Source organism: Rossellomorea aquimaris TF-12, from assembly GCF_001648555.1.
GTDB classification, from domain to species: Bacteria; Bacillota; Bacilli; order Bacillales; family Bacillaceae_B; genus Rossellomorea; species Rossellomorea aquimaris.
The window spans coordinates 44593-70208 of sequence record NZ_LQXM01000022.1 but is presented as its reverse complement, the minus strand read 5'-3'; the positions used below and the strand labels follow the sequence as shown (position 1 = coordinate 70208).

At 35.5% G+C, this 25616-nt stretch carries 26 protein-coding genes; 7 read left to right on the top strand and 19 right to left on the bottom strand.

The window, feature by feature from the left end:
- Positions 1-5: 5 nt before the first annotated feature.
- The 3 genes from IQI_RS04540 to IQI_RS04530 are packed head-to-tail and all read right to left on the bottom strand — an operon-like array spanning position 6 to position 4038.
- Entirely contained in the window at positions 6-1019 is a 1014-nt protein-coding gene (locus IQI_RS04540) for a nucleotidyltransferase family protein (protein ID WP_082892578.1), read from the bottom strand.
- Positions 1016-3355, bottom strand: a complete 2340-nt coding sequence (locus IQI_RS20235) for a glycosyltransferase (protein ID WP_082892577.1) — start codon at positions 3353-3355, stop codon at positions 1016-1018. The genes IQI_RS04540 and IQI_RS20235 overlap by 4 nt, the downstream gene beginning before the upstream one ends.
- Entirely contained in the window at positions 3352-4038 is a 687-nt protein-coding gene (locus IQI_RS04530) for a DUF4912 domain-containing protein (RefSeq protein ID WP_064091495.1), read from the bottom strand. The genes IQI_RS20235 and IQI_RS04530 overlap by 4 nt, the downstream gene beginning before the upstream one ends.
- Before the next feature lie 352 nt (positions 4039-4390).
- On the opposite strand from IQI_RS04530, the gene IQI_RS04525 reads away from it, so the two are divergent.
- Complete coding sequence (locus IQI_RS04525) at positions 4391-4741, top strand: helix-turn-helix domain-containing protein (protein WP_064091494.1); 351 nt, start codon at positions 4391-4393, stop codon at positions 4739-4741.
- A 15-nt stretch (positions 4742-4756) separates the two neighbouring features.
- Positions 4757-5209 (top strand): endolytic transglycosylase MltG, encoded by a 453-nt coding sequence (locus IQI_RS04520; RefSeq protein WP_064091493.1) that lies wholly within the window; start codon positions 4757-4759, stop codon positions 5207-5209.
- 52 nt (positions 5210-5261) lie between these two features.
- On the opposite strand, the gene phoU is transcribed toward IQI_RS04520, so the two are convergent.
- From phoU to IQI_RS04470, 10 genes are all read right to left on the bottom strand, one after another.
- Positions 5262-5921: a phosphate signaling complex protein PhoU gene (phoU, locus tag IQI_RS04515; protein WP_064091492.1), complete on the bottom strand. Its 660-nt coding sequence runs from the start codon at positions 5919-5921 to the stop codon at positions 5262-5264.
- An 83-nt stretch (positions 5922-6004) separates the two neighbouring features.
- The gene (gene pstB, locus IQI_RS04510) at positions 6005-6811 is read right to left on the bottom strand and encodes a phosphate ABC transporter ATP-binding protein PstB (protein WP_064091491.1); all 807 of its coding nucleotides are present in this window, start codon (positions 6809-6811) and stop codon (positions 6005-6007) included.
- 38 nt (positions 6812-6849) lie between these two features.
- Positions 6850-7728, bottom strand: coding sequence for a phosphate ABC transporter permease PstA (pstA, locus tag IQI_RS04505; protein WP_064091490.1), 879 nt, complete (start codon positions 7726-7728; stop codon positions 6850-6852).
- A 1-nt stretch (position 7729) separates the two neighbouring features.
- Positions 7730-8635: a phosphate ABC transporter permease subunit PstC gene (pstC, locus tag IQI_RS04500; protein WP_408006996.1), complete on the bottom strand. Its 906-nt coding sequence runs from the start codon at positions 8633-8635 to the stop codon at positions 7730-7732.
- A 125-nt stretch (positions 8636-8760) separates the two neighbouring features.
- Complete coding sequence (locus tag IQI_RS04495) at positions 8761-9696, bottom strand: PstS family phosphate ABC transporter substrate-binding protein (RefSeq protein WP_064091488.1); 936 nt, start codon at positions 9694-9696, stop codon at positions 8761-8763.
- 375 nt (positions 9697-10071) lie between these two features.
- Positions 10072-12303 (bottom strand): peptidoglycan D,D-transpeptidase FtsI family protein, encoded by a 2232-nt coding sequence (locus tag IQI_RS04490; protein ID WP_156509834.1) that lies wholly within the window; start codon positions 12301-12303, stop codon positions 10072-10074.
- A gap of 105 nt (positions 12304-12408) precedes the next feature.
- Complete coding sequence (locus IQI_RS04485) at positions 12409-13626, bottom strand: MFS transporter (protein WP_064091487.1); 1218 nt, start codon at positions 13624-13626, stop codon at positions 12409-12411.
- 106 nt (positions 13627-13732) lie between these two features.
- The gene (locus IQI_RS04480; protein ID WP_064091486.1) at positions 13733-14341 is read right to left on the bottom strand and encodes a superoxide dismutase; all 609 of its coding nucleotides are present in this window, start codon (positions 14339-14341) and stop codon (positions 13733-13735) included.
- A gap of 180 nt (positions 14342-14521) precedes the next feature.
- Positions 14522-15001, bottom strand: a complete 480-nt coding sequence (locus tag IQI_RS04475) for a DUF456 domain-containing protein (RefSeq protein WP_064091485.1) — start codon at positions 14999-15001, stop codon at positions 14522-14524.
- 79 nt (positions 15002-15080) lie between these two features.
- Positions 15081-16709, bottom strand: coding sequence for a Na/Pi cotransporter family protein (locus tag IQI_RS04470; protein ID WP_064091484.1), 1629 nt, complete (start codon positions 16707-16709; stop codon positions 15081-15083).
- Between the two features lie 238 nt (positions 16710-16947).
- On the opposite strand from IQI_RS04470, the gene IQI_RS04465 reads away from it, so the two are divergent.
- The 3 genes from IQI_RS04465 to ispG all read left to right on the top strand — a co-directional run bounded on the left by IQI_RS04465 (position 16948) and on the right by ispG (position 19982).
- Complete coding sequence (locus tag IQI_RS04465) at positions 16948-17724, top strand: DUF1189 domain-containing protein (protein WP_064091483.1); 777 nt, start codon at positions 16948-16950, stop codon at positions 17722-17724.
- A gap of 669 nt (positions 17725-18393) precedes the next feature.
- Complete coding sequence (locus IQI_RS04460; protein WP_064091482.1) at positions 18394-18753, top strand: hypothetical protein; 360 nt, start codon at positions 18394-18396, stop codon at positions 18751-18753.
- Positions 18754-18878: 125 nt separating this feature from the next.
- The gene (ispG, locus tag IQI_RS04455) at positions 18879-19982 is read left to right on the top strand and encodes a flavodoxin-dependent (E)-4-hydroxy-3-methylbut-2-enyl-diphosphate synthase (RefSeq protein WP_197489709.1); all 1104 of its coding nucleotides are present in this window, start codon (positions 18879-18881) and stop codon (positions 19980-19982) included.
- Positions 19983-20066: 84 nt separating this feature from the next.
- Here the strand turns inward: ispG and IQI_RS04450 are convergent, their stop codons facing one another.
- Positions 20067-20450, bottom strand: a complete 384-nt coding sequence (locus tag IQI_RS04450) for a hypothetical protein (RefSeq protein WP_064091480.1) — start codon at positions 20448-20450, stop codon at positions 20067-20069.
- Positions 20451-20661: 211 nt separating this feature from the next.
- Between IQI_RS04450 and IQI_RS04445 the strand changes: the two genes are divergently transcribed.
- Positions 20662-21222 carry a hypothetical protein gene (locus IQI_RS04445; RefSeq protein ID WP_064091479.1) on the top strand — a complete coding sequence of 187 codons (561 nt, stop codon included), beginning with the start codon at positions 20662-20664 and terminating at the stop codon, positions 21220-21222.
- A 57-nt stretch (positions 21223-21279) separates the two neighbouring features.
- Here the strand turns inward: IQI_RS04445 and IQI_RS04440 are convergent, their stop codons facing one another.
- The 5 genes from IQI_RS04440 to IQI_RS04420 form a co-directional block, all read right to left on the bottom strand.
- Positions 21280-21639 (bottom strand): DUF1499 domain-containing protein, encoded by a 360-nt coding sequence (locus IQI_RS04440; RefSeq protein WP_064091478.1) that lies wholly within the window; start codon positions 21637-21639, stop codon positions 21280-21282.
- A 296-nt stretch (positions 21640-21935) separates the two neighbouring features.
- On the bottom strand, positions 21936-22352 hold the full coding sequence (locus IQI_RS04435) for a Fur family transcriptional regulator (RefSeq protein WP_064091477.1): 417 nt from the start codon (positions 22350-22352) through the stop codon (positions 21936-21938).
- 3 nt (positions 22353-22355) lie between these two features.
- Positions 22356-23213, bottom strand: coding sequence for a metal ABC transporter permease (locus tag IQI_RS04430; RefSeq protein WP_064091476.1), 858 nt, complete (start codon positions 23211-23213; stop codon positions 22356-22358).
- A 14-nt stretch (positions 23214-23227) separates the two neighbouring features.
- Positions 23228-24007, bottom strand: coding sequence for a metal ABC transporter ATP-binding protein (locus IQI_RS04425; RefSeq protein WP_064091475.1), 780 nt, complete (start codon positions 24005-24007; stop codon positions 23228-23230).
- A gap of 334 nt (positions 24008-24341) precedes the next feature.
- The gene (locus IQI_RS04420) at positions 24342-25223 is read right to left on the bottom strand and encodes a YitT family protein (RefSeq protein ID WP_064091474.1); all 882 of its coding nucleotides are present in this window, start codon (positions 25221-25223) and stop codon (positions 24342-24344) included.
- Positions 25224-25312: 89 nt separating this feature from the next.
- Between IQI_RS04420 and IQI_RS04415 the strand changes: the two genes are divergently transcribed.
- The gene (locus IQI_RS04415; protein ID WP_064091473.1) at positions 25313-25567 is read left to right on the top strand and encodes a DUF2624 domain-containing protein; all 255 of its coding nucleotides are present in this window, start codon (positions 25313-25315) and stop codon (positions 25565-25567) included.
- The last annotated feature ends 49 nt before the right edge of the window (positions 25568-25616 follow it).

The window sequence follows — 25616 nt, the reverse complement described above, 5'->3', positions numbered from 1 at the left end:
AGCCTCTACACCTTTTGCCATATTTTTATTTTCTTTCCGTAATACCGAGCCAATTCTCTAGCGAGATTTCTTCTATCAGCACTTGAATATATGACAAACCCTCGTTTTGGATCGCTAATAATTTTTGTCCGTCCACCATCCTTATGATCGATGATTATTTCATCTTTATTCACTGACGGAGGAACGGTTTCAAATAGCTTTGCAAAAACAATCGGCTTTTTCACATCAGGACATGCCACCTGAATTCTTGTAATAAACGGTTCTAAAGAATTAATTTGCACGGAAGGCTCTTGTTTCACTTTACATGAATCCTGTGTAATAAGCCCTTTTATGACATCTTCACGAGCCTTTTTGTATTCTTCTGGATTTCCGATATCCCGCCAATACGCACTTGTTTTATACACATATACCTCTTCATTATTTTTTAACAGATTGGGAATGAGGTCCTGACTAAAATCACAAGCTCCTTGACACATATATTTATCAAGAAGAAGTGGATTTACTATATACACTCCAGTGTTCACTTCATTTCCGGTCCATTCTGTTGGTTTTTCAATAAAGTCTACCAACTTTCTATTGGAATTCGTATAACAAAGGCCATATTCTTTTGGATTATCGACATCTTTAGATACAACCGTCATAATTGCTTTTTTATCATAATGAAATTGAATAACTTGATCTAACGGCATATTAGTGAATGCATCTCCACTTAGTACAAGAAAAGGTTCGCGAAGCATCTTTCTAGCCAAGAATATCCCTCCTGCTGTTCCAAGAGGTCTTTCTTCTTCTAAGTACGTAATCTTCACATTGAATTTTCTTCCATTTCCAAAATATTCTTTTATGGATTCACTTTTATAATAGGTTGTGATGAAAATATCTTTAATTCCATTTGCTCTTAATAAATTGATACTGTACTCAATGATAGGCTTATTTAGTATCGGAACCATCGGCTTAGCAATCGACATGGTATAGGGCCTCAGTCGTTTCCCTATCCCCCCAGCCAATATTACGCCCTTCACCTTTTAATACCTTCGACTTTTGCCTGAAGTAGAACATCTTCGTAAACATGTTTCGTTTGATCAGCTATCCGATCCCAACTAAACATGGACTTTGCCATTTTATACCCTCTCTTACCTAATTGAGATGATTTGTCAGGGTATTCCAAAAGGGAAACGAGCTGAGTTAACAAGCCTTGCTCTTCATTTGGTTCAAACAATAACCCCGTTTGCTCATGTTTGACAATGCTTTTTAGCCCACCAATATTAGAGGCAACTACTCCTTTACGAAATGCCATTGCTTCAAGAGCTACAATTCCAAATGGTTCATACAGACTTGGGAAGATAACCGCAAGACAATTTTTTAGGTAGCTATTCCTCTTTTCATCAGAAATATATCCTACGAACTCTACCATATCATCTACTCTTTCATTTATAACGAGCTGACGATACTGTTCCAACATCGGCCCCTTTCCTGCTATTACAAATGAAACCATGTACCCTCTGGCTTTCAATGAAGATGCTACTCGAATAATCGTTTCAAACCCTTTTTCATGTACCATTCTTCCAATGGAGAAGAAGTAAGGTACTGATATATTTTCATGGGAATACAGTGCAGTCATTTGATCAAGTTGGTCTAACTCTACTCCATTAGGAATAACAACCATTGGTGATTTCACCGTAAATAAACTATTAACCTCCTCTTTCATATGTTCACTACAAACAATAATGTGGTCAGATGCCTGGATAAGAAGCTGTTCTTCAAGGTGAATCTTTTGCTGTAATTCAGTATATATCCCTTGATTTCGACCATGTTCAGTTGCATGTATCGTTGTAATTAGAGGAATTGTGTAATATTCTTTTAATTTTATGGCAGATGTAGAAACAATCCAATCATGGGCATGAATAAGAGTGATTTTTTCATCCTTGATTAAACTATGTGCGTAGTCAATAAATGCTTGATTTAAATCAAATACCCATTTAAAAAAATCTTCTTCATAAGGGTGCAAAGGGTGAACCCGGTGAACTGTGACCCCTTCCATATTTTCAAGTGGAAGGGCATTGTGAGACCTTGTTGTTAATACGTGTACATGCTTTCCTTTTTTCACAAGATTGTTAGCTAAATCAAATACATGTCTAGAGAGTCCTCCTACAATATTAGGTGGATATTCCCAGGAGAGGATCAGAACAGAATCCGCTTTGTCGTGTGCACTGCTCTCTCCTTTTACAGGAAAGAGCTTTTCAAGAACTTCATCAGTAGGATATGGCACCATGTTTTTTCGATGAAGGTACAAATGTTCTTGGATATGCCCCTCCAAGATTGAGTTTTTTAGTTGGTCAAAATGAGTGGATATCTTATCAATCTCCTGATTTCTTCTTTCTAAAGAAACCATCCATTCTCTGGTGAGTTGATGAACATAGTGGTTTGTCTCAGTTGTGATGGAGGAATATAAATTCTCCAATTGTTCTTCCATTCGGTGTATTGCACGAATACTCTTCATTTCAGTATCAGTAAGAATTGGTGTTTGTTTCTCCATTCCTAGATACCCAAATCCAACCCTTGATAAGGACGACGAAAATTCCAACCATTCTACCAATGAACAATTACTCACATTTTGAGCCAGTAGTTGATCTAATTCCATGTTTTTTTGAAAACGGAGCATTTTGAATCCATGAATTGACGTGTGAATGGAAGTCACGGTCGCCTCTGAAACAGGGAGGAGTTTCAACCCCCTCGGACTCCTTACTAATTTCTTAAAGCTTTCCTCTTTTTCACTCTGTTCATAGGAAAAGGAAGAAATAAAGGTGTACTCTATCCCTTGTTGTAAAAGGTATAAATCTATCCCAGGAACATATGCAGCCTGTGGCAACCAAAATAACTTAGGTGCCATTTGGAGAAATTCCTTATACAAAAGAGTGCTTATTCGTATTTGTGCTTCCATCCCTCGGGGGGTACGAAAATGAGTCAAAGGGAATGTGTTAATGGTTGTAGGGATGACGATAGCCTTCCCTTCCATCATTAATTCCTTATAAGCGTTAACCAGGTTTCTATCCCACTTCGTCCATTCAGAATAGATTAACTGCCAATTTACTGGTTCATTCTCCTGAGACTGAAGAAGCTTTGATTCAATCAAAGACTGAACTTCCTTCACAAATTTTTCACTTGTCCACAATGAGAATAATAGTGGATTTAAGACTACTGGAATTGCATGTCCTTTATTGCGCTGAAGAAAATGAATCAGCTGGCTGTTTTCTATTAGTAAGGATGAGAAGTAATCTATTGAACTTTGATCACCTTCTAATTCCTTAAAAGGAGATTCATTAAATTCCGGGAACAGCATTAATGTATGTTTGCTCATGCCTTATCCTCCTGATTCATTACATAATAAGAGTAGGTGCTAACATGCTCTACCCATTTAGGTTCTTTGCTCAATCCTTGTTCAAATTCCTTTAATTCTTTCAAACTATGTTGTTCTTGAAAATTAGATGTTCTAGGTGTATGAAGAACATTTGAACGAGTGATGGCAATAAAATCTCCTGATTGTAACTTAAAGCCAACGTCCAGACAGTAGCTCCTATTTTCCTTAAGCCCATTTATAAACCAGTCACTTTCTGTTTGTGGAACGAGTGAGTCCATATGAAAATGTTGATTGTGACCATTAAAAGAAATAGAAGTAATATCGTATAAGCGGAGAACGAGTGGCTGAGTTGAATCCAAATCAAAATGTTCTTTCACTTTTTTTACCCACGTAAAGGAAATATTCCAATAACAATAGATACGGGAGGATGTGGAATATGTGATGGTGAGTTCATTAGTCATTGGCTTAGTTAGTAGAGGTTTTGTAGAAGACACGCGACCAATTGTAGACTTCCCTACCCGTTTTTTTTGTATTTTTGTTTCAGTTGTCACTGCAGGTATTTGATTTGATTTCTGAAATTTCACCCATGCATACTGTACTTTTCCAACAGTAGAGTTTAGTTCCTTAGCAATGTTCCGAAAGGACATTCCTTGTTCTCTTAATTGAATAATTTCTTTAATCATATTTTATACCTCCTAAAGAACAACCAATTAGTATATGAATTCATCTAAATATTATGACAATTAACGTTAATTTAATCGTACCACCCTATCAGTGAACCTACAATAAACGCATTTTGTCGTATCTTGTTACATACGACTACACCAACCTTAATGACACCATATTTTTATAAAATTAAATGAAAAATCCCGTTTAAAGCGTTTCCATTTATTCTCCGACAATTTTCTAGTCCATCAATAAAATAACTTTTTACATTTTTTTCAGCTATTCAACAAAATATTCCTTTCCTCGTCTAGAGATAGACTGTTATCTATGCTATAACTAAAGAGAAGTAAACAACATGAGGGTGATCAAATGGATTTATTATTACTAGGATTATTAGGTATCTCAATTCTATTGTTCGTACTTTCTTTTTTTCAGAAGGATCGTTATGCTGCAATTGAAAAAGAAGTGGAAGAGTTATCTATGAATGTTTTACAAGAAAACTACCAGCTTAAGAAGAGATTACGTATATTAGAAGAAGAACTCATGATGGATGGGGGGATACAGATGAAAAAATCTTCATCTAGTAAGAAAGCGCCTATTCATGAAGTGGTTAAAAATCAAGTAATTGCACTACATCAGCAAGGTATCAGTTTGGATCAAATCGCTAAGCAATCTGCACTTTCCATTACGGATGTAAAACAAATTCTTTCTAAGCACTAAGTAAGGAGTCATTTAATGAACAAACAATCAACCAGAGCGTTTTCCTCCGGTATTCTCTTCGTAACTGTCATTTTATTAATAGGGGTGCAGTTCATTGAAATAGAAAATCCTGTTAAGGATGGCTATATCATTGTTAAAGAAAAGGATTGGAAAGAAAACAAAAGACAAATAAAAGACCTACAAAATCAAATTGATACACTTAATAATCAGAAACAACAGGAATCTACAAAAGAGAAAAAAGAAGAAAAACAAGCAGGTGAGAAATTCCAATTAACTCTAGTAATTGAATCTGGAATGACACCTGAAGAAATTGCTAAAAGGTTGCAACAAGCAAATATCATCCAAGATGAAGAAGCCTTCGTACAATATATTGTAGAAAATGATTATGCTAATAAGATTCAAATCGGTGAATTTCTTGTTCATTCTCAAATGACTTTAGAGGCATTAGCGTCTACTATTACTAAATAAAACATTAAGAAAGCTTTCCCAATTATTGGGAAAGCTTTCTTGTTTTATCACACTATTCGTTTAAATCGTATCGACGGCCTTTTACTAAATAAAAGACGCCTTCTGCAATGTTTGTTGCATGATCTGCTGCTCTTTCAAGATAACGGCAGATAAAGGATAACTGTGTGATTTGAGCCGTGAATTCAGGCTTTTCTTTGTTTAATGTAAGCAATTCTACGATCGTTTCACCGTATAAATCATCCACTTTATCATCCATATCCGCAATCTTCTTTGCTTTTGCAACATCTTCTTCAACAAATGATTCTAGAGTAAGCTGAATCATTTCAGACGCTATGGCATGCATTTCCTTTATATGATGAATTGGCTTGATTAAAGGCTCATTTCCAATTCGAATGGTTGATTTGGCAACATTCACTGCAAAATCCGCAATTCTTTCTAGATCTGCTGCCACTTTAATAGCAACAATGATTCTTCTTAAATCTGTTGCAACCGGCTGCTGTTTAGCAATAAGAAGGATCGCTAAATCATTGATTTCTTCCTCTAAATCATCTGCTTTTTGATCTCCCTCAATAATCGCTAAAGCCGTATCAATATCCTTTTCTTCTAATGCTTTAATACTTCTTTCAAGCGCTACCTTTGCACTATTACCAAGATCCATAAGTTTGTCTTGCAATACTTTTAAATTTGCATCAAAATGTCCTCTAACTGACATATCCATACCCCTTCCAATATATAGCTGTATTTAGTAAAGCAAGATGAATTAACTGAATGCATTTCATCTTTTTGAATGATCAATTATCCGAATCGTCCAGAAATATAGTCCTCTGTACGCGAATCCGATGGAGTTGAGAAAATTTTATCCGTTTGATCGAATTCAATAACTTCACCGTTAAGGAAGAAGGCTGTACGATCTGAAATTCGTGCTGCCTGTTGCATATTATGGGTAACGATAATAATACTGTAATTTTTTTTCAATTCTTGAACTAACTCTTCCACTTTTAATGTAGAAATAGGATCCAACGCAGAAGTAGGCTCATCCATTAAAATCACGTCAGGTTCAATAGCAAGACAACGAGCAATACAGATACGTTGTTGCTGTCCACCAGAAAGACTATAAGCATTTTGGTTTAATCGATCCTTCACTTCGTCCCAAATAGCTGCTCCACGTAGACTTTTTTCAACAATTTCATCAAGTATCTTCTTGTTTTTAATACCATGAATACGTGGTCCGTATGCAATATTGTCATATATCGACTTAGGAAATGGGTTAGGTTTTTGGAACACCATTCCTACTTTAGTACGTAATTCTTCTACACGATAGTTTCGATCAAAAATATTTCGTTCACGGTAGATGATATCTCCTGAAGTTTTCACTGATGGAATCAGTTCAATCATTCGATTTAACGTTTTAATATAAGTCGATTTTCCACAACCTGATGGTCCAATAATAGCAGTAACTTCATTTTCCATAATATCAAGATCAATATTTTTCAATGCATGATTTGTACCATACCAAAGATTTAGTTGCTTCGTTTGATAGACTGGTTCTTTTTTTCCTTTTAAGTCAACCGTACTATTGTTTTTCTTTACTGTTGTTTGCATTAGTAAAGCCTCCTTCATCCATTTAAACCCTCTACACTTTAATATCTATTTTGAAATTTATTACGAATTAATACGGCAATTGAATTCATAAATAATAGTAACACTAACAGGATGATAATTCCTGAAGCAGCTACATGATGGAACGCTTCTTGAGGTCTCTTCGTCCAATCATAAATCTGCATTGGAAGAGCCGTAAACGTATCCAGGATAGAACCAGGTGTAAATAATAAAATCGTCGGTACACCAATAACAACAAGTGGTGCGGTTTCACCAATTGCACGAGAAAACGCTAATATACTTCCTGTTAAGATACCCGGTATGGCGGCTGGCAAAACAACTCTAATAATGGTTTGCCATTTGGTTGCTCCCATTCCATAAGAAGCATCTCTAAGATCACGCGGAACAGAACGAATGGCTTCTTGGGCAGCAACAATGATGACAGGTAAGATTAACAAACTCATTGTTAACCCGGCTGCTAATACACTGTGACCTAAGTGAAAGGCTCTAGCAAAAATCGTTAGACCTAGTAAACCGAATACGACTGAAGGAACTCCAGCAAGATTTGAAATATTTATCTTTATAAATTGATTAATTTTGTTTTGCTTTGCATACTCTTCCAAATAAATAGCCGTTCCAACAGCTAATATGAATGAAACTGGAACAATAACACCCATTAACCATAGTGATCCAATAAAGGCTGCATAAATTCCTGCTTTTTCTGGAAATCTAGAGCCCATATTCATAAGGAAGTCCAAATCCAGATAACCAATTCCTTGAGTGAATACCCGATAAAGTAATACAGCCAGTACAACAAGACCAAACAATGTTGAAGCTAAAAATATCCCTTTAAATGCCATATTAATATTTAATCTTGAAGACATCTTTTTATTGACAATATCTTGATTAATATACTTCATATTAATACTCCTCTCTGAAGCGCTTAGAGATGTATTGAGCAAGTAAGTTCATTCCTAATGTAAAGACAAAAAGAGTGAAACCAACTGCATAGATACTATAATAAATGGTTGTTCCATATCCAGCATCTCCTGTACTTACTTGAACAATGTAAGCAGTCATCGTCTGAATCGATCCTGTAACATCCCAAGTTAAGTTAGGTGTTGCCCCTGCCGCTACCGTTACAATCATCGTTTCACCAATTGCACGTGAAATAGCGAGAACAACAGATGCCACAATCCCTGAAACAGCCGCTGGAAGCACAACTTTCATTGAAACCTCAAATTTAGTCGCTCCAATAGCTAATGCACCTTCACGAATGGAATTTGGAACAGACGACATAGCATCCTCAGATAATGAAGCAATCATCGGGATAATCATAACTCCTACAACAATCCCAGGACTTAAAGCATTAAAAATGCTAAGAGTTGGGATCATACTTTTCAATACTGGTGTGACAAATGTCAAAGCAAAGAATCCATAAACAATAGTAGGGATTCCAGCTAAGATTTCTAGTATCGGTTTAATGAACCTTCTTGAACGATCCGTAGCATACTCACTCAAATAAATGGCAGATGCCAATCCAATCGGTACGGCTACTAATACTGCAATTCCGGTGATCTTTAATGTACCAGAGATTAAAGGTAATATTCCGTAGCTTGGATTCTGAATGGAGAAAGGAAACCATTCCGTTCCAGTAATAAAGTCAAAGAACGATACTCGATTAAAGAACTCGAAGGTTTCAAAAATAAGAGTAAAGACGATACCAATGGTTGTTAATACTGACACCCCAGCTATACAAAATAAGATCCACGGTATAGCTTTTTCAGTTGTATGAGTAAGTTTTTTATTACTCTTTTGTTGAATCATCTCGGAAACTGAGTATGATTTATTCGAACTTGAACCCATAAAATGTAAACCCCTTTCATCCACATGACAAGATGAGAAGCAAATATTCGCTTCTCATCCGTTATTCATGACATTGACTAAGCTAATTATTTCTTAAGTTCTTCTAATTTAGTTAATGCTTCTTCATACATGCTATCTTCTAGCTTTACATATCCAACAGCTTCAGCCATTTCTCCTGCATTTTCTAGAGTAAATTTCATGTAATCATAAGCAGCTTCGTTATTCTTCATTGATTCGTTTTTCGCATAAACGAATAGTGGACGAGATAGTGGAGTGTATTCTCCGCTTTCAATTGTTTCGTTATTAGGCTCAACTCCGCCAATTTTCACAGCTTTCAGTTGATCTTTATTTGCAAGGTAATAAGCATATCCAAAGAATCCTATAGCGTTTTTGTCGCCTGTTACACCTTGTACCAGTACGTTATCATCTTCAGAAAGCTGAATGTTTTTCTTCACCATATCTTTTTCTTCTAAAATTTCTTCATGGAAATAGTCATACGTACCTGAATCAGTACCAGGAGCGTAGAATTTCACTTCTTCATCTGGCCATTCAGGGTTGATATCAGACCATTTTTTTGTTTTTCCATCTTCTAACCAAAGTTTTCTAAGGTCTTCAACAGTTAAGTCTTCTGCCCAGTCGTTTTCTTTGTTCACAACGATGGTTAAACCATCATTTGCTACTTTGAATTCTGTGAAATCTATTCCAGCTTCTTCTAGCTTTTGTTTTTCTTCATCTTTAATTGGACGAGATGCATTTGAAAGATCCGTTTCACCAGCGATGAATTTTTCGAATCCTCCACCAGAACCAGATACACCGATTGATACTTTAACATCTGGTTGAACTGCAGAGTATTCTTCGTTAACAGCTTCTGCGATTGGAGCAACTGTAGAAGAACCGTCTACTTTTACATTTCCTGAAAGTTGTTCTCCATTTTCTCCGTTACCGCCTTGAGAACCACATGCTCCTAAAAGAAGTGCTGAACCAATCATTGTTGACATTGCTAGATACTTAAAGCTTTTCATTCCTAAATTCCCCCTAAGAAACTTGGTTGTTTTGTCCTACGAGTACTAGATTAATAGATGAGTGTTAATTGGGTTTTAACCATTTGTAAAGGTTTTGTAAATTCGACATTTTTCTATTTTATTCTTCGTATCCATAAGGTGTTTTTTTCTTTTAAACCCTTATAAACACTAGTATTGTGCATTCTTTTAAAATTATGTACTTAAACAAAAAAAAAATAAAAAAATTATCTTTTTTTCATAAAATCTAATCTTTTTTGTAGAAAATGTAGGGACACCCTATCCTGATTATTACATTTTTTCAACTAAATAGGTCTTTTTTCTGGTATTAAAAAAACTGATTTTAATGAGAAGTTCTCATTAAAATCAGTTTTATCGTTAATTGTTTTGCTCTCTCTGTTCTCCTTGTTGTTCTTCTGCCTCTTCGGCATTTTCAACTTTTTTCTCAATAGATGTTGGGTCTTTTTCTTTATCTTTTTCCCCTCGTTCTTTCTTCAACTCAAAATATTTATCCATGACTCGTTTTGAGATGTATTTGTTAACGTAAGGATCTGCTATTCCACTTCCTTGTATGTGGGAGGAAGGCACCATAGTTGCATAAGCTACTTCTGGATGATCAAATGGTGCGTATCCAATAAGTGTTGTATTGTAATTTAACTTACGATCTACATAAGTTTCTGCCGTACCAGATTTTCCAGCTGCATTATATGGTGCATCTTTGAATTGATGGTAAGCTGTTCCTTCTGGGTAATGATACACTCGATAGAACCCTTTTTGTACATGCTCAATTTGAGATTGAGTGGCATCAATACGATTTAACACATTCGTTTCTTTTTCAAATAAAATAGGTCCAAGACTATCTTTTTCATTAATTGGTTCACGAATTTCTTTCATAATATGAGGCTGAACACGATATCCATCATTTGCTATTGTTGATACATACTGTGCTAATTGCATCGTCGTATACGTATCAAACTGTCCAATAGCCAAGTCGAGTAACAACCCTTGAGTAGACACATCACCAATTAAACCCGAAGATTCTCCTGGTAAATCAATTCCTGTTGAAACGCCTAATCCAAATTGAGCATAGTGATTTCGCAGTATATCGAACGCTTCAGGATTATTTACGATATTTTGTTTTGGTACATACTCTTGACCAGCTATTCTTAAAGCGATCTTCCACATATAGGAATTTGAAGATTTCTCAAGTGCAAATAGATCAGTCATCGGTATTCTTCCAGAACGATTAAACCAAGAAGTTTTTGGTCGATCATCACCAAAGATGATCGGTTCATCAACAAGCGTTTCTCCTGGAGTTAACTTCCCAGTCATATAACCCGTCAATACAGTAGCACCCTTAACAACCGATCCCACTTCATAGGAGGAAGTAAATGTGCCAAGGGCAGCATCTCTCATTTCATACTTTCCTGTTTCAGAATCTTTCACATACTGTTTTCCAGCCATTGCAAGAATTTCACCTGTATTTGGATCCATCATAACCACGAAGGCACGATCTAAGTTTGGTGATTCATGGCGATTTACAATTTGTTTCCGTAATTCTTCCTCGATGATTTTTTCGATTTCACGCTGAAGCTCCATATCAATGGTCAACACCATATCCTTACCTCGTTGACCTTCTTGAATTAAAACAGACTCTAATACACTTCCACCTTTTGTTACATTTTTAATTTGCTCTTTTTGACCTTGAAGAATATCTTCGTATTGTAACTCAATATAACTTTTTCCTACCCGGTCATTCCGATTGTAGTCTCTAGCTAAATAGGAATCTACTAAATTCTTGGGTAATCCTTCACGAGAAGAGGATACGTTTCCAAGAATTGTTCTTAACGTATCATTAAACACATAAGAACGTTTCCAATCTGTTGTCGTGTTCACTCCTGGAAGCTCACTAAGATGCTCACTTACTACTGCAAATTCCTCAGGTGTGACACCTTCATTTTTAACAATTTGAGGATTTAGTGCATATCCCCTTGAGAATTCTCGATAAATTGCTATTACCTCTAAATCTTTATTTGATAATGAAGATAGCTCCTCTTCTGTGATTCGGTCTAGTTTCATTTGATATACCTTTGAATTCACATCTTCTTCTGAAAGCTTTTCATTGTTTTGAAGCTTTTTAAGCTCTTCTTTAGAGACTTTTTGGTCGGCCTCTTTATTATGATTGAGTAGCCAGTAATCCTTTTTATCTCTCTCTGTGACTTCTTTAGTGTCCTTTTCAATATAGGCTGAAAGCTTTGTCGCAACATCGAACATTTCTTCTATTGATGTATTAGTTGTACGAGTGTAAGTAATTGCATTTAACGGTATATTATCAACAATTACATTTCCGAATCGATCATAAATCTTTCCCCTTGGTACTCCCGTATTTACCACAACATCCTCTGTTCTTTCTACTTCTTTTTTATAGCTTTCCCCATTCACAATTTGAACAAGTCCTAATCTAAGAACAAGAAGAGAAAATAATAAGAAGACGGCAAAAAACAACAAATTCATCCGAACAGGAACATGTGTCTTTTTCTTTTTTCTATTTTTCTTCAAACGTTCCAATCCTTCCTTTATGTAAAAATATATTTCGATTTTTTCATTCATTTTTATTTTATAGAAAAACGAATGAATAAGCTACCAATGACTTGTAGAAATCAACATACAAATAGAGGGAATTTCTCCCTCTATTTGTACATTTATACTTTTCCTTTAAGATAAAGGTAACTCTACTTTTCTAATGAAGAAATAAATGATACTGTGCCCCGCTCCTAAAATTAACAAAAGGATCGGTATGCTTTTTTCTTGATTAAAATACGTCACAGCTATGATAAAAGCTACCACTGAAACAATTCTTCCCAAGTTTAAGAATATCTCTCTTACGACGATGTACTCAATTCTCATTTCAGCTGCTTTCCATCCTGTTCCAATTACATCATACGTCATAGAGATGTAAGGGACTAATAATATTGGGTAGGCAACTGCAATAACTCCAGCATAGAATAACAATTTCGTATAAGTAACGTCAAACACCAGCAAGAATATAGCACAATAAAGGAGTATCCCACCTAATAAAATCGCGCGTTTGCGAAACTTTTTTTTAATTACTCTTGATGCAATATAGTACCCTACAAAAGCAATACCAGAGTTAATTAAACCAAATGTACCAATTGCAAATTCACTTCCAGTGCTGATAAAAACGAAAACAGAAATTACAAAGATAAATGTTCCTTCTCTTAATCCTTGAAAAAAATGAGCATTTGTAATCAATCGCCAGTTTTTATTATAATTCCTCTCCTCCACTATTCTCAAAAATAAGTATCTTCCAGAAGCAGGTCTTCTTCTAAGAAAAAAACTTAAAATAACGGCAACTGAGAATAAAGCGAGGGACAACCCGAATACAATAGTATATCCCTGAAAAGAATCAAATCTTGAAATAATAAACCCAGCCAGTATTGGGCCAATCATCCCACCAGCAGATGTTAATGTACCAAGAAAGCCATTAAAGAAATCCCTTGTCTCTGGTTCTGTGATTTCAAAAGTTAACACATTAAAAGCTAACCAATAAAAGCCATATCCAATTCCGAGCAAAGCGCCTAAGACTACTAGAAAATTCTCTGACGATTCACCAAACGCTAAAACGGATATGTAAAAAAGAGCTAAAAAAATCACTCCAAAACGTAAAACAATGACCCTGTCCACTTTCTTTGCCAATCTTCCAGCTAATATAAAGGTTAACGGCTGAAATATGACAACAGTTAAATTGTAAATTCCTAAATCAATGAACTCCCCAGATTGCTTCCATAAATATATATTCACAAAGGTATTTGATAAAGCAATGCTCAATGAATACATTCCACCGATTAATAATAATAAGCTGAGATCCCTTGTTAAGTCGATATCACCTAGAAACTTTTTAAAACTACTCATTTCAAACTCCCCTTTAACGTAACCCTATTTTTTGAAAAAGGGTGGGAAGTTATGCAAAAAAAAGAGAGGTTCTAAAAAGAACCTCTCTTCATCGTACTTTATATAATTATTTTGCTGCAGAGTAACGTTTTGCAACTTCATCCCAATTTACAACGTTCCAAAATGCACCGATGTAATCAGGGCGACGGTTTTGGTAGTTTAAATAGTAAGCATGCTCCCAAACGTCCAGACCTAAGATTGGAGTTTTACCTTCCATTAATGGACTATCTTGATTCGGCGTGCTTGTTACTTCTAATTCACCATTATTCACTACTAGCCAAGCCCAGCCAGAACCGAAGCGAGTAGCAGCAGCATTAGCAAATTCTTCTTTAAATTGATCAACGCTTCCGAATTTAGAAGAAATAGCATCTGCTAATTCTCCAGCAGGAGCGCCTCCACCATTTGGAGATAATACTGTCCAGAATAGAGAGTGATTCGCGTGTCCACCACCGTTATTACGTACTGCAGTACGGGCACCTTCAGGAACCGCGTCTAGATTAGACACAAGATCTTCAATTGATTTGCTTAATAAATCATCGTGACCTTGAAGTGCATCATTTACTTTTGTTACGTAAGCGTTATGATGTTTCGTGTGATGAATGTTCATTGTGTCCTTGTCAATATGAGGCTCTAGAGCATCATATGCGTAAGGTAATTGTGGTAATTCGTAAGCCATAATAAATTCCTCCCTATGTAGAATGAACCTGAACCATAAGGGTTCAAGTCGTTTCAGTATAAGATTACCAAAACTACTACTTCTGTTCAAATATTTTGCCTCTTCTTCTTACAAGAATAAAATACCCTAATTTACTACATCTAGTCATTTTTCATTAAGCTCTGGTTCAGATGTTAAGGGTTAAATTGAAAAGAAAAAGTATAATACCATGACAATTTGAATCAGTCCTTTTGTAAAAACACTGGAAACAAATCCGATTACTGAACCAATCCCTACTTTTACTGCTCTCTTGAAATTTGTTTTATGTACAATTATTTCTCCTATAATCGCCCCTAAGAAAGGACCTATTATTATTCCGATGACTGGTATGACAAACGGACCTATTAACAAGCCAATGGTACTACCCCAGATCCCTGCTCTTGAACCCCCGAACCTCTTAACCCCGATAAGATTTGCCATATAGTCAGCACCAAAGAGAAGTAATACAAATAAAACTTGTACTGTCCAAAACAACCAACTAAATGGAGCAAATGAAAATAGGATTCCATAAACAATAAAACTGGCCAACAAGAGAAGAACACTTGGTAATATAGGATAAATTAATCCAACAAAAGCTAATATCATTAAAGCGATAATAATACTCCAATATAAAATTTCCATGTTTTAACACCTCTGTTAAAGTATAAAAAAAACTGACCCAAAAGACAATAATAATAATCAAGTGGGTCAGTCCATTTATTTATTCTTCTCCTAATACAGCTTCAGCTATATTAACAGCATGATCGCCAATACGTTCTAAGTTACTAATGATGTCCACAAACACAATACCAGCTTGACCTGAACATTTTCCTTCATTCAGTCGTAAGATATGTTGTTTACGAAGCTTTCTTTCCATCTTATCAATTTGATCTTCTTTTTCAGCAACTTCTCTAGCAATGTCCGTATCATTTAAATCTAAAGATTTAAGTGCTTTTTCAACTGTCTCAATTGTTAAGCTGAACATGACCTCAAGATCATTCATAGCATCAGGAGTTATCTTTACTTTGTTCGTTTGTTGATATTCTACTAGCTCAACAATATTTTCAAAATGATCTCCTACACGCTCGATATCTCGCACCGTATCCATTAATATAGAATGTCTCTCTGATTCAGAATCCGATAACGGAGCTGAAGAAAGATCAACTAGATAGTTTGTAATTTTCTTATCAAGATTATTGATAGCACCTTCTATTTGATAAGCTGCTTCAGCATTTTTCGAGCTCTTGGACTTTAAGAATTCATTTGTTTCTTCCAACCCTTTAACGGCAAATTGACCCATACGTAGTACTTCTTCTTTTGCTTGTCCTAAAGCAATGGAAGGAGATTGTTCTATGAACATTGGATCTAGATGCTTTGAATTATAATCTACGATTGAATCCTGACCTGGAATCAACTTTGTAACAATAACCGCTAGTAATGCTATGAACGGGAATTGAATGATTGTATTTGTTAAATTAAATGATCCGTGGGCGAAAGCGATCGTCATCGGTTCATTTAAATTAAATGTAGATTGTAAAAACAGAACAAACTTTGTGAAAAACGGTAAAATGATGAGAAATATTGTTGTTCCAATTAAATTAAATAGCACGTGAACAGCTGCGGCACGTCTGGCTGCTACTGAAGCACCAAGTGCTGCTAAAACTGCTGTAATGGTTGTACCTATATTATCTCCAAAAAGAATTGGTAATCCAGCTTGAATATCAACAAGGTTAGAACTGTATAGCTCTTGTAGGATACCAATTGTTGCAGATGAACTTTGAACAATAACGGTAAACAAAGTACCAATAACAACTCCAAGGATAGGGTTATCACTCATGCTAACCGTTAAATCATGAAAAGCTTCAAGAGAACGAAGAGGCTTCATTCCTCCACCCATTAATTCTAATCCATAGAATAATGCTCCAAAACCAAAAATCATCTGACCAAAGTTATGCACTTTTTTGTTTTTAAAGAAGAACAGCATGATCGTACCAACTGCAATAATTGGAAGTGCATATTCACCAATGTCGATCCCAATGATAAACGCCGTTACCGTTGTACCGATATTTGCCCCCATTATAACTCCGATCGCTTGTCTAAGAGTCATAAATCCTGCACTTACTAAACCAACTACGATAACCGTCGTCCCACTACTGGACTGGATCAAGATGGTAACAAAAATACCCGCAAGAACACCCATGAATGGATTGGTTGTGAACTTATCAAGGATTTCCTTTAAACGTTCACCAGCAGACTTTTGAAGTCCGTCCCCCATATACTTTATTCCAAAGAGAAATATACCAAGTCCTCCAAAGAACTGAAACAACATTTCTTGCCAATTTAATTCCATTTTTTCAACCCCTACTTAAATTTTCGACATTAAACAACAAAAACCCCATATCATTATTAAACTATTTTATAGAAAACGTAAATACTTTTTACACCAAATTTACATTACGTTAATAAAACTACCCTAATGTTACATTTGTGTTACAAACAATAATTAATATAATATTTTTTCCGCACTTGCTGAAGTAATCAGACAAGCATAAAATAGATATGGTATGCAAGAAAGGAGAAGAAACTAAATGAATGTTTTTCAACAACTTTATAAGAGTATCTATTCCCCAAAGGATATAGCTAAATTCCGATTCCAAGGGATTGGTAAGACGATTCGCTATGTGTTTTTATTAGCACTTATTTCCATCATTCCTGTTGCACTTCAGTTCACCTTATTTGCAACTACTTCAATGCAAGAAGTTAAGGATTCATTAGTAAATGAGTTACCACCATTTACAATTGAAAATGGTAACTTAAACTCTGAAACAAGTAAGCCTATAACCATTGAACGAGATCACCTAATCATCATTTTAGATGACACCGGTAAAATGAATGAGTCGGATCTAAATAAAAACGAAAATACTGTTGCATTACTTCATGACAGTTTTGTCTTTATCAATGATGGAAACGTACAATCCTCCTCTTATGATTTATTTGACGATCTTGTCATCACCAATGAAACTCTCATTGAGTTTATTGACTCTATGAGTTCACTAAAGTGGATTCTGATTCCAGTTTCCTTGTTTATTCTTTACATATTCACTTCTGGGATGACATTTTTAAAAGTAACCATTTTTGCAATTATTGGTGTAGCCATTGGCAATTTACTTAAACGAAAAGTAAATTATCGTCAAAGTTGGAGAATGACTGCCTATTCAGCTACTGTTTCTACCTTGTTTTTTACCCTTATGAAATTATTACAAACGTTTATTGCGGCAGCACCACTGTTAGATTGGTTGGTAATTACAATAGTACTGTACCTGGCAATTAAAGAAATCCCTCAAAGAAAAACGTCTTCAAATTAAAACTAATCAAAGAACCCCCCAAGTTTTTTTGGGGGGTTCTTAATAATTTGCTAATAAATGCTCCTGTTCAACTCAAGCAGCGTAAAGGCTTCCTGAAAAATTATTCGGAAGAGGTCAAAACCCTTCTTCAATAATATTAAAACTATTGAACGTCAAAGATTCTATACTTTAAATTGTTTGCTCAGTCCCGTTAATTGACTGGATACAACTAATAATTGTTCACCTTTAGTATGAGTATTTTCACTTTAATAAGTTGTTCTTCAAATGCTGTTAATAATTGTTCTGTACTGGCTAACGTTTCTATTTTCGCATAGATGTTGTTTTAAAAACATCATCTTCTATGGATCTGTCAATTCTTCTCCGCTTATCCTAAAGTGACTCAACTCACATCCTGCTAAAAAACGAGCTCCTCTCACTTTAATCAACAACTACTTGCTTTGTTTATTGCAACATAGTTTTCGAAAAGAACCTTGCAAAAAGATAAATTGAAAAGTATGTAGGAAAGGAAGCTTAGAATGGCGAATATATTGTTAATGACTTGGAAAGATCTTGCATTACTTTCTACTCGTACAAACTACTAAAACCGCAAAGAATTTAATATCGACAACTAATGAAACTTCTTCATCTTCACTTTCTAATCTTAATGATAGTAGGAGGATTTAGATTTTTATGAAAAGGATGATCATCTTCTTCGGTATTCTTATTCTTCTGTATAGTGTCTATTATGATTTAAATAAGGGCACCTTAAGGCTACTATACAAGGAAACAGCCACTGGCACTCTTGATCAAAATCAGGAAGTCATTCCTGCCCAATCCCATGAAAACATTATAGATACTTCCTCATCGATTCCATTTATTGAGATTGAAGTGAAGCCTGGGGACACAGTTCTTAGTCTTGTTGAAGAATCCCTGAATGATTCTCTTCCTGTATCGATTGAACAGGTTATTTCTGATTTTGAAGAACTGAATGAAGTTCCCCCTTCTAAGATCCAAATTGGAAAAACATACAAGATTCCCCAATATCAATAGTCAACTGTCATAAAAAAACACCTATTTCTTGTCAATATACACAAAACACTGTTACAATTGCTTCGTATTACTTATAATGTATAGTTGAAGAACCTTTCTAAAGGAGCGAATTACACTTGAGTGAAATTATACATCGTACAAAAACCCGTCCTGTAAAAGTCGGAGATTTAACCATTGGTGGTAACAACGAACTAGTGATTCAAAGTATGACCACAACCAAAACACATGATGTTGAAGCTACTGTAAAAGAAATACATCGTCTAGAGGAAGCAGGCTGTCAAGTAGTCCGCGTTGCGTGTCCTGATGAACGTGCTGCAGACGCCATTGCTGACATCAAAAAACAAATCAATATCCCTTTAGTTGTCGATATACATTTTGACTATAAATTAGCCCTCAAAGCAATTGAAGGAGGCGCTGATAAAATCCGTATAAACCCTGGTAATATCGGTCGTCGTGAAAAAGTTGAAGCTGTTGTAAAAGCTGCAAAAGAAAAAGGGATTCCTATTCGTATTGGTGTTAATGCAGGAAGTTTAGAAAGAAAAATTCTTGAAAAATATGGCTACCCAACTGCAGATGGTATGGTTGAAAGCGCCCTGCACCACATTAAGATCCTCGAAGATCTTGATTTTCACGACATTATTGTCTCAATGAAGGCATCTGATGTTAATTTAGCAATTGAAGCCTACACGAAAGCTGCTAAGGCCTTTGATTACCCTCTACACTTAGGTATCACAGAGTCTGGAACACTGTTTGCAGGTACTGTTAAGAGTGCTGCTGGATTAGGTGCGATTTTAAGTTTAGGGATTGGAAATACTCTACGTATTTCTTTAAGTGCGGATCCTGTTGAAGAAGTAAAAGTAGCGAGAGAATTATTAAAGTCATTTGGATTAGCATCAAATGCCGCTACATTAATTTCATGTCCTACATGTGGACGAATTGAAATTGACCTCATTTCCATTGCAAATGAAGTGGAAGAATACATCTCAACCATTAAAGCTCCTATTAAAGTAGCAGTATTAGGTTGTGCGGTTAATGGTCCTGGTGAAGCGAGAGAAGCAGATATTGGAATCGCCGGTGCACGTGGTGAGGGATTACTTTTCCGTAAAGGGAAAACCGTTCGAAAAGTACCTGAAGAAACCATGGTAGAGGAATTAAAGAAAGAAATAGATAAAATAGCAGAGGAATACTTTGCTAAACAAGAAGCGGAAAAAAAAGAACAAGAGGTATAATATTCTGTTCAAGTAAAGAGGACTGATTTACATCAGTCCTCTTTTTTTCGTTAAAATGCTCCCAATTTTAACGAAACATTCTTTTTAAAAGAATGGTAAAACAAATAGCCCAACAATAATCGAAACTGCTCCAATTCCAATAGCCCAAGCCCCAAGCATTTCAGCTCCACGTCTTCTAGCCACAAATCCTAACACTATTCCCGCTGCTCCCATTATGACAGGAAGTATAAACAAGGATAGAATGGACAAGGCAAGTGAAGAATATCCTAAAACACGACCTGAGGTTGTAGATTCTTCTACTGAATCATTTTCAAAATCACGGCTAACATTCATTGGTGCAGCGATTTCTGCTGCTGTTTCTTCTCGGTACTCGCGTTCATTCACATCTGTTTCTGGATTGTCGTAATACACATCAATATCTTGTAGATTTCGATCAACGCTATTCAATTCGCGTCGTTCTTCACCCATACAGCAATCCCTCACTTTCTGTGTTCGGGAGCCTTCTTATTGTTTGTTACATAAGTTATTTTACTATGCTAATGTTTGTCATTTTTGTTATGTTCTTTAGACGTATGGATTATGTACATTTTCATTTAGGTTAATTTATCAAACGACGTGGATAAGATGGCGGCACTTGTGATAAAATTGAAGGAGTTTTTATAAGAGGAGCTTGATGTAAATGAAACGCTTTGGAATTGACATTGATGGAACGGTCACTTCACCCGAATCCTTAATACCACATATAAATGATTTCTTTAACTTGAGTTTATCCATTGAAGATATCACTCAATACGAATTAACAGAAGTTTTAAATATATCTCCTCAAGAATTTGGCAGCTGGTTTAAGGAAGCTGAGCCAAACATATACAAACAGTCCCCGTTAGCAGAAGGGGCCAAGCAAATCTTAGATCAATGGAAAGAAGAACATGAGTTGTTTTTTATTAGTGCGAGAAGATCCGACTTAATCCAATTAACGAAAGAATGGTTTGATGATAAAGATTTGAAGTATCATCATATAGAATTAATTGGTTCCCATAACAAAATTGCAACAGCAAAAAAACATGCTGTAGATATTTTCTTCGAAGATAAACATGATAACGCTGTAACAATCCACGAAGAATTAGACATTCCAGTTGTGCTGTTTAATACACCGTACAATCAAAACCCTGTTCCTAACGGAGTCATTAGAGTAGATAACTGGCTTGAAGCTAACCAGTGGGTTCAAAATTGGCTCAAGTAAATTACACAAAATAAAACCGTCTCTTGAAAGAGGCGGTTTTATTTGTCTATTAACCCCCTACTGCATAAAGGAGTGTTTAAACCTTTCAACTCGTTGTCGATTAACTTTAAAATCATAATAACCTAATCTTGAAGCAGATTTTATGTGTATTAATCGATTATTTTCGTCTATGTATAGTTCAAAATCATCTTTGAATTTAAACCACTTGGATTTAAACACAGCGTGAATGTACTCAGGCTTTTCTTCCTGTATTTCGTATTGACCACATTTCCCCAATGCATCTAAAATAGTCCCTTTAATGCTTTGAGGGTTCCCGTTGAACGGAAGGGGTGATATTTTATGATATGACGTAAGATCAATTGTGCTTACACAGTTTTTTTTATTGGTGGGGCAATGACCAAATGGTACTTTATCCATAGTATCTCTCCTCTTTATCTTAGGCTCTTCACTCAAAAATTGTTGTTTTCTAATATGAGTTCACACAATGGTTATGTCAACCAGAATGGGGAATCATCTAGCTTTCCCTCGGACAATTGCCTAGCTTTCTCTCCATGTAATCAGCTATTATTTCCTCATCAGAAATACCAACGATCCTTAAGAAAAATCTTTATTAAAAACTTTTTATTGTAAAAATAAAATTCATTCATGATCATTTATTTTCCCATTCTTTGGAGAATTTAAACTATAAAAAAAGAGAGATCTTTAAGATCTCTCTACTGACACTGAGGGCATTTCCCATATATCTCGAATTTATGTCCCGAAATATCATACCCATGATCCGTTAGATTTTCCTTTAGCTCTTCCATCGGACAAGTGTGTATTTCCTTCGTTTTTCCACAATGCATGCATATGAAATGGTGATGGTGATGATGAATTTCACAAGTAAAGCGAAAATGCCTTTCACTTGAAAGTTCAGTTTCCTCTAGTATTCCAAGCTCGACAAAAAGGCTTAAATTTCTGTATATTGTATCAAAGCTTAATCCAGGATAATCCGTTTTCATATTTTCCAATACATCTTTAGCCGTTAAATATTTATTGGAATTAGAAAATAATTCTAATAACTGCTCTCTCTTCCCTGTGTGCTTATACCCCTTTGTCTTCAGAAGGTTCATTGCTTCAGTTACATTCATTTTCTACACCTCACCTTTAGCCGTAGACTTCATTGTTCTTAATTTTTTTCCGATGATAGTCATTAATAAGATCATAATAGCGGTTAAAACTATCGTTCCACCTGGAGCAAGGTCCAAATAAAAGGCACTTATCAACCCAACAATAACCGATATTTCTCCAAATATTAAAGAAAAAATAATGGTTTGTTTAAAGCCGTTAGCAATTCGTATACTTGCGGCAACTGGTAATGTCATAAGGGAGGAAACTAATAAGATTCCCACTATTCTCATGGAAGCAGCAATCACTAAAGCTACCATGACCATAAAAATAAAATGGATAGCTCGAGCAGGAATACCAGAAGCTTTAGCATGGTCTTCATCAAAGGATAACAGGAATAATTCTTTATATAACAATAAGATCATACTTAATACCAGTACACTTATTGCCCCTATTAAATATAAGTCCCCTCTGCTTACTGCACTCACACTACCAAATAAGTAACTAAACAAATCCGTATTAAACCCATCTGCTAACGAAATGAAAATAACCCCTATCCCTATTCCACCAGATAAAATAATAGGGATCGCAAGCTCTTGATAATGTTTATATACCATTCTCAGGCGTTCAATAAATAATGAGCCCATTACAGAAAAAGCCATTCCAAAGTATAATGGATTAAGACCTGAAAACGCTGGGACAATTTTACTTAAATATAAACTTGCTGCAATTCCAGATAGTGTTACATGGCTCAGAGCATCAGCAATTAAGGAAAGCCTTCTTACGACGATAAATGCCCCTAATAAAGGAGCGATTAAACCAATCAATAGACCAGTAAGAAAAGCATTTTGTAAAAATTCATATTGAAAAATAGCTTCCAGCATTGTTCTTCCTCCGATCATTCATGATGATGGTGATCATGATCATGATGTAAAAAATGCACATCATGGCCATAGAAAGAAGAAAGCTGATTTTCTTTAAGCTTTTCAAACTCTTCTGTCCTTCCATGAAAATGCAAATGTTTATTTAAGCATGCTACATGCGTCACTTTGTTTGAAATCGTTCCAACATCGTGTGTAACAAGCACGAGTGTAATTCCCAATTCTTTATTTAATTTTTCTAACATGTCGTAGAAGTTTTGGACGTTTTTGCTATCCACGCCAACAGTCGGTTCATCCAGTATTAAAACATCCGGATTGCTTACAAGAGCTCTTGCTATGAACACTCGTTGCTGCTGACCGCCTGATAACTCACCAATGTTTCTATTTGCAAATGGACTCATTCCAACAGATTCAATCGCTTTTTTTACATCACTTCGATATTTTGAAGTTCTTCGAAAAAGTCCTGCTTTTTTAGCTAATCCGCTTGCTACAACTTCATACACTGTTGCCGGAAAACCAGTATTAAAACTATTCGCTTTTTGTGACACGAAACCAATCCGATCCCACTCTTTAAACTTGTGCTGGGGTATTCCAAATAGCTCTATATTTCCATGCTTTACTTTTAACAAGCCAAGTATTAATTTTAATAAGGTTGATTTTCCCGAACCATTTGGCCCTACAATTCCAAGGAAAGCACCTTTAGGAATAGAAAGATCAATATCTTCTAAAACTCGTTCTCGATCATACCGAAAATGAACATCTTCTATTTTTATAACTGGATTCTCAACGCGATCCATTTTTATCAACTCTCTTTATAAGAATCATTACGATTTAAAAGCACTTTAGAAAGTATACAGCATCACTCATTACATGTAAACTGTGAGTTATTGAGTTGATGGGATAAATTATTTTCTTTAATAAATTAAATCGTCCACACCCACGAGGCTCGACTTCCTCCCCGGGAAATCTTGAGCCTGGAGCGCAAAGGAAACCTCAAATTTTATTACTATCTCTTATCCAAAACCCCAAAGGCGACTCATAAATTTTACTACAATCATTAGAATAGACATTGAACAGACCTAAAATTGCAAAAAAGATTGCCCATCAAAATGATGAACAATCTTTTAATCCCTAATGAATTGCTGATTTAAATCTGGCACCTTTGGTTTCTTGAGTACTCATAATGGTTATAAAGGCATTGGGATCTACATCAGAGACAATCGACTTCAGTTTTGTCACTTCAAGTCTTGTGACCACGACATAAATCACTTCTTTATCATTATCCGTGTATCCACCACGACCTTTTAACATAGTCGTACCTCTTCCCAGCCTCTGTAATATAGCCTCTGACACATCAAGATAATCATCAGATACAATGATTACCGCTTTCGTTTCATCCATCCCTTGAATGACCGTATCGATGGTCTTAAATGCGATATAGTAAGTCATAACAGAATACATCGCTTCTTCTATCCCAAATACAAAGGCTGCCCAACCAAAAATGAAAATGTTCATAAACATAACAAACTCACCAACAGAAAACGGAAGTTTCTTCGTTAAAAGAATTCCTAAAATTTCAGTGCCGTCCAAGGATCCACCATGACGTATAACAAGTCCCACACCAACTCCTAGTGTTAATCCTCCAAATACTGTAGCAAGTATCTTTTCTGTCACAAATGGGTCTACATTGTGTAGAAGACTTTCTATTATTGCTAATGACACAATGGCAAATAATGAGGAAACAACAAAAGTCTTTCCTATTTGTTTATATCCTGAATACATGAAAGGTAGATTTAACATAACGAGCAATGTTGAAAAATTAAGAAAAGGAACCGTATCGGAAACTAAATAATTTAATATCAAGGAAACACCAATGATTCCACCGTCAATAATGTTGTTAGGAACTAGAAATAATTCAATTGCAATGGCTGCTAAGCCTGCTCCTAAGGTAATAAAAAACAGTCTGTAAATAAAATGGAGGGGACTTTCTTTTTTATGAACTCTTTGTGGCATCTAGGATTCCTTCCCTTTCTCTTCATTTTATATAATTTTGTCACTTTCTTACGACAATGAACATATGTATCTCATGAGGAGTGATAAAGATGAAGTTACTACAAAATGTGATTAATCACAAAATTAATGCAATAACCCGTGAAGAATTATTAAAATATGCTAAACAATATTCGATTTCCCTTACCACACAACAAGCAAACACCATTGTCTCTCATGTTCAAGGAAAGAACATTAATATATTTAATGACAGCCAGCGAAGTAAATTGGTAAAGGAATTAGCTAAATCAATAGGTCCTGCTAAAGCAAAAGAAATCAACCAGCTTTTTGTCCAATTAATTAGATAGTATGTAAATAGGAGGCTCTTCTCTTTAACTGAGAAATCAGCCTCCTTTA